Here is a 12,716-nt window from a genome sequence, read left to right on the forward strand (position 1 = left end):
TGATGGTGCGCTTCCTGGGTGCCGCGCCCGAAGCTTCATCTGTCCGGCCAAGGTAGAAAAATCGCCACTCCCGGATCGGATCGTTGCAATCCGATTTCGCCGAGTCAATGGAGCCGAGGGCGAACTCCTGTGGCTATCGGCGCCGTGCACATAAGGCCTGACAACAGGCTCAACCTCTGCGCCGCAAGATCCAGTTCACACAGATCACGGCCACGAGGCCACATGCGATGCCGGCGCAATCGGCAACCCAGTCGAACACATCCAGATCACGTCGTATCAGCGCCGTGCCCTGGAGGACCTCGATCGCCGCTCCAACCATGGCGAGGAAGACGATCAGCCTTGTCTTGCGATCGGGCCAGCCGAGTCCTCCAAGGAAAGTCATGACGGCAAAGGCGCTGGCGTGGTTCAGCTTGTCGGACCGGAAACCGATATCGATCCCATACTCCTCGAGTCGGGGCATAGGCAGCAATGCAAGGGCAAGAACAGCGATAAGCGTGCCGAAAAAAGCGATCCGTTCGGCGGCTGGATAAAATCTCATTCTGTTCCAATCTGTGCCTGGCCGCCGCAAAGGTCGAATCCGGCTCGGTGTTGGCGGTTCAGGCTGAAACTCAGATCGACGGCGTTGTCTTTCAAAGCCGCAATTTTTGCTTGAGCCTTTTCAGCCAGGTCTGTTCCGCCTCATCCTGGTTTTGATGCGCCGGGACGTAGCGCGGCCGTATCTTTTTTCCTTTGATGTAGAATGGCTTTTCAACTTCTCCAACCAGGTTGACGAAAAGCCGGGAAACCTGATGCCCGCTTTCATATTCTTGAGGCGTTCATAATTGGGGTAATAATCAGGGTAAAGCTTATGAATATCGTCGTAGAACAGTTCGGCGATCTCGGCGAAAAATGCTTGAGATACATGGTAGGCGATAAAATCGCGCCATATTTGCGGCACAGCTTCGTTCGACCGAATGCGGTGGGCCTCATAGTCCCATCTGGTGTTGTTGCGGCGCGTATCGATTTCGAGCGCTTCCGGAGCGGGAAACGTGTCGGCCAACTCCTGGTAGAGATCGAGGGGAAGGGCGTCGCGCAGGATGATGTGTGGAAACGGCTCCGATCGAACGTCGGCCCTGGTGGCACGTTGAAGGACTGAAAGCGGCTTTGACATCGATGGTGTCTCAGATCGAGTTTGCCTGAGTTGGATTCAGAGGATCGTGTTCAACCTGTTCGGGCTGCCGCCTTTCAACGGATCCTTGGTTGCGTTCAAAGATTGGAGCCCTGAAAAGGGCTCCGCATGGGCTTTCACCATTTCGCTCATTAGAATATCCGCGCCGGTCATCAGGGGGATCAAGGTTTCCGCGAATGTGTATGTTTTGATGCCGTAAAGCCACTTCAGGTAGAGAAGGGCAGCTGACGTGCCGGAGACGCACCCAACAATGTTCATCCGGGATACGACAAGCTCTATCGGATATATGTGTGGGAGGCTCGCCTCCATGATCCTGGTGCTGGCGTCGGCCGTCACATTGCCGACCGTATCCAGCAATTCGGGGAAGAAGGGCGTGCTTATTCTTGGATGTTCCTTCCAGACGACGTCGTATCCCCTCTCGACGATCTGCTCCGCAATTCGTCTATAGATCGCCGCCTCTTGCGCGTACGACATTATGCCGTTTCGCGACAATGCTTGGCCGAGCAGCAGGATCCGTGGGTTGGCTGACGCACGGCAATGTTTGCCGCCGGAAAGCGCATCCCTGCAGGCTTCATCTATTACGTCGCGCATCAGCGAAGCGCCGACCTGAAATCTTGGTACGTTCTCCAGAGCATCGTGAATGGGGATTTCGTGAAGCAAAGAATAAAACTTTGTCACCCGCCTCAGATGGTGTCTTTCTATCTTGTCGGCCGCTTTCCTCAGTCGGAACGCGGGTGAAATTGTAGAGAGTCCTGCAATCAAGGCTCCGATGATGCGCCGTCTAAACCTGGTGCCTGGCGGCCGTGACATGGTTGACATTTCGAATGGAAGGTATGACGTCAAGCCATCCTCATACAAAACGATCTTGGCTTCCGGGTATGAGTCCAGCAGTATTTTTTCCGATGGCCGGTTAACGAAGCAGGCCCAGATTTCAGCTGCGGTACTCGCGTCGAGACCAATTGTGTCTCGGATCAGACGATGGACCCGGAAAATTTGCAGTTGCCCATATTTACGCTCGGACGTCAGAAGGTCGTATGCCCATATGATCCGTTTCCAGGTCCATACTGTAGACGCAAGCTTAGCAAGATCAGTCTTGAAATGCTCGGAAACGCCGGCCGTTTCATAAAGGACAAGATAGTCCTCATGCTCCTGTTGCGGCGGCGAGCTTTCATCCGCTATTGACTGGCGAAGTGAGGCAACCAAGCTGAGCAATTGCCAGGTCCCAAAGACGCAGCATATTCGGACTGGCAATTTAGAATCTCCAAATCGGATGGGAATAACTCCGCTTGTTCCGTCATTTCAACATACCATTGCGTCAAATCCAACAGGCCGTGTGTGGCTCGGGACTGGTTGCGTCCGCTTCACAATACTCGCTCTTGCTTCAGCAAGAAATGTCTTGCCGGGCTTAACGTCCGCGACAGACCGGAGTTCCGCGCAACAACAAGTCGGGCGATTTCCGCTAAACTGCGCGACGGACGCCTGTTAAGATCCGGTATGATCACAAGGAGGAGGCGGCAAGATCGCTCAAGTGACTCGATCCTGCCGCCGCGGGTCTTGTCTTCCGGTTGGCATCCAGGCGTGAATTCTCCCGGTTTTCGGGAAGGTCGTTGTCGGGGAAAGCGGGTTTCGCTGCCGTCAGGCAAAAGTAAGCTCCAGTTGTGAACCGGAGTGTGACGATGACAGACGCAGAAACCAGAATGTTTCGCATGCTTGGTGTGCCGGCTGGTCTGATGTGGCGGCCTGAGGTCCCTGCTGACCTGCCAGGGCAGGGCATGTGTGGGCGCATCTGTGCATCGTGTCCGATGCGAAGCCCGCACTGCTCCACGACCGTTCTTGAGGGCGGCGCCACGCCGCAACTTTCCCGGTGAGCAGGCGAAGGGCGGCGCCGGAAAATGCGCCGTCCGTCGGAGGGGTTGCCCGCGATCAGGCGGCGAGCCAGGCCCGGGTGAAATCCTGCTCATAGGCCTGATGCATCTGGTAACCCATCAAGGCAGGTTTCATATGGCAGAACAGCTTTCGCCAGTAGGGCTGAACGATGATGCCGGAATCCTGCAACATGACCTGCAGTTCCTTCATCACCGCACGGCGCTGCTCCGGATCGGCGATGGCGTTGGCCTTGTGGACCTTGGCATCGAAGTCGGGATCGGCGAACCCTGTCTCGTTCCATGCCGAACCGGTCTGGTAGGCAAGCGCATAGGTCTGGATGCCGAGCGGTCGGGCGTTCCAATTGGTGGTCGCGAAGGGATACTTCGTCCAGTCGTTCCAGAATGCCGATTCCGGGATGACGGTGCGTTTCACCTTGAAGCCGGCTTCGCGCATCTGCTGGGCGACGGCATCGGAGCTTTCCTTGCGGTAATCGGCTTCGACCGAGATCAGATCAAACTCGAAATCGAGCTGGCCGGCTTCCTCGAGCAATGCCCTGGCCCGGACCGGATCACGTTTGATCGGCGGCAGGTCGGCGTGTTCGGGATGCATCGGTCCGACATGATCGTTCTGCGCGACGATACCCATGCCGTCGGCGCCCAGTTGCAGCACCGCTTCGTTGTCGACCGCAAGCTGTATGGCGTTGCGCACGCGCTTGTCGTCATAGGGTTTGGCGTTGACGTTGCAGCGCGAGACCAGGGTGGCGGCAGTGACGATCTCGCTTTTCTTCAGGCCCAGCCTGTCGAGCATGGCGACGTCATAGGACTGCGTCTGCCCATTCAGGTCGATCTCACCGGATTCGAAGGCGGAGACGGTGGCGGCCGAGTCGGTGCCGTAGTCGGTCCAGTCGATGCCGTCGAGGAACACCTCGCCGCCCCACCACGACCCGTCCGGCCGCTTGCGCACCGAGGCAGCAACGCCGACATCGAGTTTTTTAAGTTCGAACGGGCCCGTGGAAACGGGGTTGGCCGACAGTGGCGCAGCCTTCGGATTGAAGGTGTGGTGGACGATCAATGCCGGGTAGTCGGTCATCGCGGGGATGATGGTGATGTCGGGCTGAGACAGTTTCAGGACCACGGTGTGGCCGTCGCGAACCTCGATGGCACCAGTGCGCGCCACCTTGGTGTCGGGATCGATCAGCGCGGTCATGCGCCCGGCCATCGAGTTGCCGGCGGCATCCTTCTCGCACCAGCGCGTGATGTTGAAGGCGACATCCGTGGCGGTGAAATCGTCGCCGTTCGACCATTTCACCCCCGGGCGCACCTTGAGCACATATTCCGTGGCGTCCGCATTGATCTCCCAGCTCTGCAGCAGCACCGGCTCGAAGGTGAAATCCGGCTTCCAGCGCACCAGCGGTTCGAGAAACTGCATGGCGATGTTGCCCATCTGCGAAACCTTGAACTTGCGCGGGTCTTCCAGCTCCATCACCTGCATGGCAACACGCAGCACGCCGCCCTTCCTGGGTTGGGCGGCTTCCTCGGCCCGTGCTGGGACCGGCTGACCGATGAGCCCATAGGCAATCGCCGTGCTGGCGCCGAAGGCGCTGGCCAGCGCCAGGAACTCGCGGCGGCCAAGCGCGCCGCTCTTCGCGCCTTTCGCAAATGTGCCGATCGCGGGATGAAGAGGTCTGGATGTCATATCGGTTCTCCCATTGTTGATTTTACGCCCAAATTCGGTGGAATGCCCTTGCCGCGTCGTTGCTGGTCGCTGTTTTCTACAGGACGCAGCCGATGGCGGCGGGGCCGCGACGGCGAGGGAAAGGCAAGATGAATCTTCTGACGGCGATGCGGGTGTTCGATCGAGTCTGCCTGCTGGGCAGCCTGTCGGCGGCGGCGCGCGATCTCAACATGTCGACGACGGCGGTCAGCCGCACCATCAAGGAACTGGAAGACGACCTCGGCGTCCGGCTCATCAATCGCACCACAAGGCGTCTTAGCCTCACCGAGGCGGGCCGCGACTATGCTCCGCGTGCGCGCAGCCTGCTCGACGACATTTCCGAACTGCAGGATTCGACGCGCGGCCTGCACAAGGAGACGCGGGGCCTGATCCGGGTTTCCTGCTCCAATGTTCTGGGCCACACGCGCATAACCAAGCTGGTGCCGAAATTCCTCGAAGAAAACCCGCTCACCACGATCGAGTTCGACCTCACCGCGCGTTATGTCGTCGGCATTGTCGAGGAAGGCTACGATGTCGCCATCCGCTTCGGCGGTCAGGCGGATTCCGCCCTGATTGCCCGCCGGCTTGGTGAAGTCCGCAACTATGTCTGCGCCACGCCCGATTATTGGGATGCAAACGGCCGTCCGGTCCACCCGGATGAGCTGGCAAGCCATTCCTGCGTGCTGAGCAATTTCGCCAAGCGCCTTGGCACGTGGCCATTTATCGGACCCGACGGCCCTTTCGATGCGGCTGTCGGCGGGCGCATCTCGACCAACAGCGTCGAGGCCGCCTACCAGATGACCACCGCCGGTTTCGGCATCGGCAACCTGCCCAGCCTGCTGGTCGACGCTGCGATCAGGGACGGCCGGCTGGAAGTGCAGCTGGATGAGTTTCGCCCCGGCTCCAGCCCGATCTACGCGCTCTATCCGCACCGCACCTATATTGCGGCCAAGGTGCGCGCGTTCGTCGACTTCCTGATCCGCGAACTGTCGGCCGACTTCACCGCCTGAAATGCTGCGCGATTGCCCATGGCCAACGCCGTCAGGGGCCTGGCGCGAACGCCAGGCCCCCTCTGCCCCCGTCGCCCGACGCGGCAGCGTCATTTCCACCAAGCGGTGGTGTCGTACATCGGTCCCGGCTCCTCGAAGAGCTTTTCGTATTTGCACAGTGCCGGCGTCTTGCCGAGCGGCACCGAAACACCGTCCCTGAACGCCCATTCGCCACGTTGCGTCGTATCGGCCCGCACATAACTGGACAGCGCAAAGGCCCGGTCGTGCCGCGATTTGTTGGGCGAGGAGCCGTGCACGGTAAGCAACCCCCATAAAGCAAGGTCGCCCGGCTCCAGCACCAGCGGAACGATGGTCGCCGGGTCGATGCCGACCTTGCGCAACTCTTCTTCGGCGGTCAGGCCCTTCATCAGTTCGCCGGTTCCCTCGTCCGACAGGCCGAGATAGCCGAGCTTGTGGCTGCCGGGCACGACCTGAAGGCAGCCATTGTCCAGCGTCGCCCGATCGACCGCGAGGCCTGTTGTCACGGTGGCGTCGGCGACATTGTCGAAGGCGGCCTGGTTACGGAAGCGCAGATCCTGGTGGAAGCGATAACCCGTGACATTGGCGCCGGGCGGCTTCCAGTGCAGCTGTTGGGCGATCTGCCTTATGTCACGGCCGATCAGGCCCTCGAGCAGCTTCAGATAGTCGGGATTGCGGCGGAATGCTTCGAAATAGGAATTGATCCAGGAAAACCAGTAAGCCTGCAGCACATAGCGTTGGCCAAAGTCCGATTCAGGCAGGATCTGGAAATTCAGGTTGCCGTTCCGGAAGGTGGCGTGATGCTTGAGGCCTTCGGCATAGACCGCATCGGTTTCCTTCTTCAGCCGGATCATCTCGTCGCCGTCGACGAATTGTCGAACGACCGCGTATCCTTCCTCGCGGTACTGCTCCACCGCCTCGCGTGCCTGCCTGTCCGTCAGCATGTCCGTGACAACCCCCGTCTGTGATCCGTGTCGATCGTAACGAAGGGGTTGCCGGCGATAAGCCATGGATTTTGGCATCGACTTTCCCGATTATCGGGAAATTGAGCGGGGCGTCAAAGGTGCATTGGTCGCAATCGGCTGGTCAGATACGTGCTGCGCCGGCAGGCCCTAAAAATAGGTCCGCGGCGCGACAAGGTTCTTCTGCTGGCGAACATAAAAACAGTAGAAGCCGAACGCCGCGGCAAACCACATGAAGGCCTCACCCATGGCCAGCCGGTTGTTGGAATTGGTAAGGATGGTTAGGGCGAAGAAGACCAGTGTGGAGATGTAGCAGGACCATGCGGCCGGAGCGACAAGCTTGGCTCGCATGGCCAGTAGAACCTGCCTGGCCGACCAGGTGTAGAGAAAGGCAAAGAACGCCAGTCCGACCACACCATAGCGCACGGCAATCTCCAGATAACCATTGTGGAAGACGTTGAAGATCATGGGATGATAGGTTCTGTTCTCCCACTCGGTCAGCCAACTGGAACTGGCTCCGAAGATCGGGTGGCGTTTCCAGATATTGATCGCATCCGCCCACAGCATCAGCCTTTCCTTGGCTGCAAGTGGCACCGCATCGCTCGCGATGGCGCGATCGAAGGCGGGGAGGATGCCATGCCTGAACACATCCGGAACCAAGGTTTTGACGAAGGCCATGGTATCGTCGGCGGTGGACGAGAAGATGTTGTGTGCTGCGACAATGCCGGCCGCCACGATCACCAGCACGCCACCCGAAACCAACAGTTCGCGACGATGGCCTCTCGCCAGGGTCATGACCGCCAACAAGAGCAGAGCGAGCGCAAGCGCAAGCCACACTCCCTTTGACCGCATCTCGATGATATTGACGAGGGCAAGCAGCAGGACGGCTGTCGACAGGACCCAATGCAGGTTCTTGGTTGCTTTCCCGAGGTCCGTTCTCTGGGCCGAGTAGGCCATGAATTGCAGCGTGCAGAGGAAGATGAAACCGGCCGCTACCGACGCGTGGATGGGATTGTTGAAAAGCCACGGGGCCGGTTGGATGCCTTGAAACATGTCCGAATAGAAGGTGTCCGCAGCCAGGAAGACGAGACTGAGGATCATGAACCAGAGCACGAGCCGTGCGGGTTGCCTGACAAACAGCAGAAACGCGAAGCCGGTCGTCGCGTAGAACAGCGGAAACATGTAAATGCCTTCGGCGCCACCCAACTGGTGGGTGCCGAAATAGACGATCGCCAGTCGGATGAAGACATAGAGCGACCAGCCCAGACACAGAAAGCCGACCCAACCGATCAGCGGTTTGCTGTAGGTCCACAAATCCACTCTGAACCAGCGGATGACCGCGAACAGGGCCAGCGCCAGGCCCGCATAGCGGTAGGTGTCGGCCTCGCGCCACACCGCGGAGACCAAAGCGAGAATGGCGAGTGCCGCAAGCAACAGAAGCAAGGTGTGGCGCGGCGCGTTGTCCTTGGCATCATCCAGGGCATCTCGCGGCAGAGGGGGCGGCAGCAGGACGTGATGCAGGCGGCGCAGCTCGTCGCTGGCCCGCAACACCCCGGCACGTAGCCGGCTCGGCCCGCCCAGCCTTGCGGATTTGTAGCTTCCCGAGGGGCCGGCTATGCCCGAGATCCCACTGCTGGCGGCGAAGCCAAGCACGTTTTGGCGGACCGAATAGACTTTCAGGCCGGTATCCCAAAAGCGCTCGAGTGCAACGTCCCATGGCATTTTCATAACGGCGAGCGCCGACAACAGACCCTGCGCGCCCTCCCGCGTCACCAGATAGGCGGCGGCCGAGCCTTGCGGGCCATGCAGCGCACGACCGATCTCGTCGCTTTCCGTCGTCTCGGCGGCGCGCATGAAGAAGCTCATGCGATGGTTGGTCAGCTTGATGACGTCGAAATCCGGCACCGCCGCGATGATGGCCTCGATGCGCCGTATGGTGTTTTCGCTGAAGAGGACGTCGTCCTCGACAATCAGGCCATAGGCGCCGCCACCCGCGAGGAATGCCTCCAGCGCCTGGATATGGCTGCGGTAACAGGCATATTCGCCCGAAAGGATGTCGCGCCCGCTCAGCTTGCGCGCGGCTGGCAGATCGATCTCCGTCCAGTCTTTTTCAGCAAGCGCCCGACCGTCGACGGCGGCAATGCGCTGCAAGGTCAGTCCTGCCGCTTCGGCGCTGGCGAGCAATTCGCTCCAGCGCTGGGTCTCGCGATCGAGGTTGATGGCGAAGATAGGAAGGTTCATTGAAGTTCCATGTTGAGCCGCCACCCACCTGGCCGACCTATGTATGGAAAGAGGAAGATGTTCAAGGCGACACTGTCCAGATCATGTGCAAATGCTGACCCGAATTTGCCGCGATGGCGTTGGTTTCGCTGAACTTATGACGCAGTCGAACTATTAACCGACCGGCTTCATGGAAGATCGCAAATGTACTCTCGGGTCCTATGTGTCCGGAACGGACCTGAGCGAGATGGCTGGGGCGCCAGGATTCGAACCTGGGAATGTCGGTACCAAAAACCGATGCCTTACCACTTGGCGACGCCCCAATTGCCGTCAGAGTCGCTTGTGCGGCGCGTTATTAGCAGAGCAGCCAAAAAGCACAATCCTTATGAGTGACGGTTGGAACGCTCGAATTGGGCAGGCAACGCAGCGCTGCCAAATGATATGCAGCGGGCTATTCGGACCACACCGCCATCTCGTTTCCGGCTGGATCGACGAAGTGGAAGCGCCGGCCGCCGGGGAACGGGAAGATCGGTTTGACGATCGTGCCGCCGGCGCTTTCGACAGCGTCGAGGGTTTGCTCCAGATCCCTGCTGTAGAGCACGGGCAGCGGCTTTGATGGCGCTTCCGCGGCATCTGCCTGGAAGCCTCCGTCCAGGCCTTCGGCAAAGGCCGAATAGGTCGGCCCATAATCGGTGAACGACCAGGCAAAGGCAGTACTGTAGAAAGCCTTCAGCCGGTCCAGCGTTCCACCGGTCGCGGGCATTTCCAGATTTTCGAGTTTTCCGGGCAGTTTCATGGCGCACCTGTTTGTTCCCTTTATGTTCTAAACCAAAAACCTCGGAATGGCAAGTCATTTTGCCGCATCTTCGGACGCGGCTTTTGCTTAATCGATTGTAGAAGGCCGACCGCTTTGCCGGCGCTTGCCTTTCGCACTGCAGCATCATATCGCTCCAAGGACGGACCGGCGGAACTTTCCGTTTCGCCAATCTTTCCAATCTCCTGCAACCGGAGAGCGATGCATGACCAAATGGGTTTTCACCTTTGGCGATGGTGCGGCGGAAGGCCGTGCCAGCGACAAGAATCTCTTGGGCGGCAAGGGCGCCAACCTGGCCGAGATGTGCAGCCTGGGGCTGCCGGTGCCGCCGGGCTTCACCATCACCACGGAGGTCTGCAACGCCTACTACGCCAACGGCCGTATTTATCCGGCCGGGTTGGAAGCCGATGTCGCGGTCGCGTTCGATCACATCGGCCAGCTGACCGGCCGTCGGTTCGGCGACCCGTCGAAACTGCTGCTGGTGTCGGTGCGTTCGGGCGCTCGCGCCTCGATGCCCGGCATGATGGACACCGTGCTCAATCTGGGCCTGAACGACGAGACGGTCGAGGCGCTGGCCGCCGATTCCGGCGATGCGCGCTTTGCCTATGACAGCTACCGCCGCTTCATCCAGATGTATTCCGATGTCGTCATGGGCCTCGATCATGAGGTGTTCGAAGAAATCTTGGAAGATCAGAAAGGCGGGCTCGGGCACGAGCTCGACACCGAACTGACGGCGCTCGAATGGCAGGGCGTCATCGCGCTCTACAAGGCCAAGGTCGAGGAAGAGCTCGGCAGGCCTTTTCCGCAGGATCCGCACGAGCAGCTCTGGGGCGCGATATCAGCCGTGTTCTCGAGCTGGATGAACAACCGCGCCATCACCTATCGCCGCCTGCACGACATTCCCGAAAGCTGGGGCACGGCGGTCAACGTCCAGGCCATGGTGTTCGGCAATATGGGCGAAACCTCGGCCACCGGCGTTGCCTTCACCCGCAACCCGTCGACCGGCGAAAAGATGCTCTATGGCGAGTTCCTGGTGAACGCGCAGGGAGAGGACGTCGTCGCCGGCATCCGCACGCCGCAGAACATCACCGAGGCGGCGCGTATCGCAGCCGGCTCGGACAAGCCGTCGCTGCAGAAGCTGATGCCTGACGCGTTCCAGTCCTTTGTCACCATCTCCGACAATCTGGAGAAGCACTACCGCGACATGCAGGATCTCGAATTCACCATCGAGCGCGGCAAATTGTGGATGCTGCAGACCCGCTCCGGCAAGCGCACCGCCAAGGCGGCGCTGAAAATTGCCGTCGAGATGGCGCGGGACAGACTGATCACGAAAGAGGAAGCCGTCGCCCGTATCGACCCGGCCTCGCTCGACCAGTTGCTGCATCCGACCATCGACCCCAAGGCCGCGCGCGACGTCATCGGCATCGGACTGCCGGCGTCGCCCGGTGCCGCCACCGGCGAGATCGTCTTTTCCTCCGGCGACGCCGAGGAATTGAAGACGCAGGGCCGCAAGGCGATCCTGGTGCGCATAGAAACCAGCCCCGAAGACATTCACGGCATGCATGCGGCGGAAGGCATCCTGACCACGCGCGGCGGCATGACCAGCCACGCCGCGGTGGTGGCGCGCGGCATGGGCAAGCCTTGTGTCTCGGGTGCCGGCTCGCTGCGTGTCGACTACAAGGCCGGCACGCTGATGGCGATGGGCTCGACCTTCCGCAAGGGTGATATCATCACCATCGATGGCAGCAACGGCCAGGTGCTGAAGGGCGCCGTGTCGATGTTGCAGCCGGAACTTTCCGGCGATTTCGCCGCTATCATGGAATGGGCCGACGCGGTGCGCCGCATGAAGGTGCGCACCAATGCCGAAACGCCGCTCGACGCGCGCATGGCGCGCTCTTTTGGCGCCGAAGGCATCGGCCTTTGCCGCACCGAGCACATGTTCTTCGACGGCGAGCGCATCGTCGCCATGCGCGAGATGATCCTGGCCGACACCGAAAAGGACCGGCGCATCGCACTCGCTAAGCTTCTGCCCATGCAGCGCTCGGACTTCCTCGAACTGTTCGAGATCATGGCCGGCCTGCCGGTGACGATCCGCCTGCTCGATCCGCCGTTGCACGAATTCCTGCCGAAGACCGAGGAGGAGGTGGCCGAGGTCGCCGCCGCCATGAAGGTGTCGCCGGACAAGCTCAGGCAGCGCACCGAGGCGCTGCACGAGTTCAACCCCATGCTCGGCCATCGCGGCTGCCGCCTGGCTGTCTCCTATCCCGAGATCGCCGAGATGCAGGCACGCGCCATTTTCGAGGCGGCGGTGGAGGCCGGCAGGAAGGCCGGCGCCCTGGTGGTCCCCGAGATCATGGTGCCGTTGGTCGGCCTGGTGAAGGAACTCGATTACGTCAAGGCGCGCATCGATGCGGTTGCCAAGAGCGTCATGGAGGAAACCGGCGTCAAGATCGATTACCTCACGGGAACCATGATTGAGCTCCCCCGCGCCGCGATCCGTGCCCATGTCATTGCAGAGTCGGCCGAATTCTTCTCCTTCGGCACCAATGACCTGACCCAGACGACCTTCGGCATCTCGCGCGACGATGCGGCCTCGTTCCTGGAAACCTACCGCCAGAAGGGCATTATCGATCAGGACCCGTTCGTCTCGCTCGACATCGACGGCGTCGGCGAACTGGTGCGCATGGCCGCGCAAAAGGGCAAGGCGACGCGGCCAGACATCAAGCTCGGCATCTGCGGCGAACATGGCGGCGATCCGTCCTCGATCCGCTTTTGCGAAGAGGTCGGCCTCGACTACGTGTCCTGTTCGCCCTATCGCGTGCCGATCGCCAGGCTGGCGGCCGCGCAGGCAGCGGTGCTGGTTGCGAAGGCAGGCCGCCGATAGGATCCATCCAGCTTACCGTTTTGTAAGGCAATTCACGCGAACGTGCTGGCGGCGTCGCGTA

The 12,716-nt window shown here is 60.4% G+C and carries 9 protein-coding genes and 1 tRNA gene; 2 read left to right on the forward strand and 8 right to left on the reverse strand.

The features are described 5' to 3' along the window. Positions 1-169 precede the first annotated feature (169 nt). From NKI21_RS29475 to NKI21_RS29490, 4 genes are all read right to left on the reverse strand, one after another. Positions 170-538, reverse strand: a complete 369-nt coding sequence (locus NKI21_RS29475; protein WP_352442771.1) for a VanZ family protein — start codon at positions 536-538, stop codon at positions 170-172. Between the two features lie 120 nt (positions 539-658). After that, a complete protein-coding gene (locus NKI21_RS29480; RefSeq protein ID WP_352442770.1) occupies positions 659-1,150 on the reverse strand; it encodes a hypothetical protein in 492 nt (163 codons plus the stop codon). A 36-nt stretch (positions 1,151-1,186) separates the two neighbouring features. Continuing rightward, positions 1,187-2,419: a polysialyltransferase family glycosyltransferase gene (locus tag NKI21_RS29485; RefSeq protein WP_352868728.1), complete on the reverse strand. Its 1,233-nt coding sequence runs from the start codon at positions 2,417-2,419 to the stop codon at positions 1,187-1,189. Positions 2,420-3,091: 672 nt separating this feature from the next. Then, a complete protein-coding gene (locus NKI21_RS29490; protein ID WP_023808574.1) occupies positions 3,092-4,729 on the reverse strand; it encodes an ABC transporter substrate-binding protein in 1,638 nt (545 codons plus the stop codon). Between the two features lie 128 nt (positions 4,730-4,857). Between NKI21_RS29490 and NKI21_RS29495 the strand changes: the two genes are divergently transcribed. After that, positions 4,858-5,757 (forward strand): LysR family transcriptional regulator, encoded by a 900-nt coding sequence (locus NKI21_RS29495; RefSeq protein ID WP_127290810.1) that lies wholly within the window; start codon positions 4,858-4,860, stop codon positions 5,755-5,757. A gap of 89 nt (positions 5,758-5,846) precedes the next feature. On the opposite strand, the gene NKI21_RS29500 is transcribed toward NKI21_RS29495, so the two are convergent. From NKI21_RS29500 to NKI21_RS29515, 4 genes are all read right to left on the reverse strand, one after another. Then, the gene (locus NKI21_RS29500) at positions 5,847-6,719 is read right to left on the reverse strand and encodes a phytanoyl-CoA dioxygenase family protein (RefSeq protein WP_352868732.1); all 873 of its coding nucleotides are present in this window, start codon (positions 6,717-6,719) and stop codon (positions 5,847-5,849) included. A 168-nt stretch (positions 6,720-6,887) separates the two neighbouring features. Then, positions 6,888-8,978, reverse strand: coding sequence for an O-antigen ligase family protein (locus NKI21_RS29505; protein WP_352868735.1), 2,091 nt, complete (start codon positions 8,976-8,978; stop codon positions 6,888-6,890). 227 nt (positions 8,979-9,205) lie between these two features. After that, a tRNA-Gln gene (locus tag NKI21_RS29510) sits at positions 9,206-9,280 on the reverse strand. Positions 9,281-9,408: 128 nt separating this feature from the next. Next, positions 9,409-9,753: a VOC family protein gene (locus NKI21_RS29515; RefSeq protein WP_352868738.1), complete on the reverse strand. Its 345-nt coding sequence runs from the start codon at positions 9,751-9,753 to the stop codon at positions 9,409-9,411. 223 nt (positions 9,754-9,976) lie between these two features. Between NKI21_RS29515 and ppdK the strand changes: the two genes are divergently transcribed. Further along, entirely contained in the window at positions 9,977-12,655 is a 2,679-nt protein-coding gene (gene ppdK, locus NKI21_RS29520) for a pyruvate, phosphate dikinase (RefSeq protein WP_352868741.1), read from the forward strand. Positions 12,656-12,716 lie beyond the last annotated feature (61 nt).

The organism is Mesorhizobium sp. M0715 (assembly GCF_040320355.1).
Lineage (GTDB): Bacteria > Pseudomonadota > Alphaproteobacteria > Rhizobiales > Rhizobiaceae > Mesorhizobium.

What these genes read in the sequence shown, in the direction of transcription:
- NKI21_RS29515 (WP_352868738.1), bottom strand. Translation starts at nt 9,753, where the DNA reads ATGAAACTGCCCGGAAAACTCGAAAATCTGGAAATGCCCGCGACCGGT.
- ppdK (WP_352868741.1), top strand. Translation starts at nt 9,977, where the DNA reads ATGACCAAATGGGTTTTCACCTTTGGCGATGGTGCGGCGGAAGGCCGT.
- NKI21_RS29475 (WP_352442771.1), bottom strand. Translation starts at nt 538, where the DNA reads ATGAGATTTTATCCAGCCGCCGAACGGATCGCTTTTTTCGGCACGCTT.
- NKI21_RS29505 (WP_352868735.1), bottom strand. Translation starts at nt 8,978, where the DNA reads ATGAACCTTCCTATCTTCGCCATCAACCTCGATCGCGAGACCCAGCGC.
- NKI21_RS29500 (WP_352868732.1), bottom strand. Translation starts at nt 6,719, where the DNA reads ATGCTGACGGACAGGCAGGCACGCGAGGCGGTGGAGCAGTACCGCGAG.
- NKI21_RS29495 (WP_127290810.1), top strand. Translation starts at nt 4,858, where the DNA reads ATGAATCTTCTGACGGCGATGCGGGTGTTCGATCGAGTCTGCCTGCTG.
- NKI21_RS29490 (WP_023808574.1), bottom strand. Translation starts at nt 4,729, where the DNA reads ATGACATCCAGACCTCTTCATCCCGCGATCGGCACATTTGCGAAAGGC.
- NKI21_RS29480 (WP_352442770.1), bottom strand. Translation starts at nt 1,150, where the DNA reads ATGTCAAAGCCGCTTTCAGTCCTTCAACGTGCCACCAGGGCCGACGTT.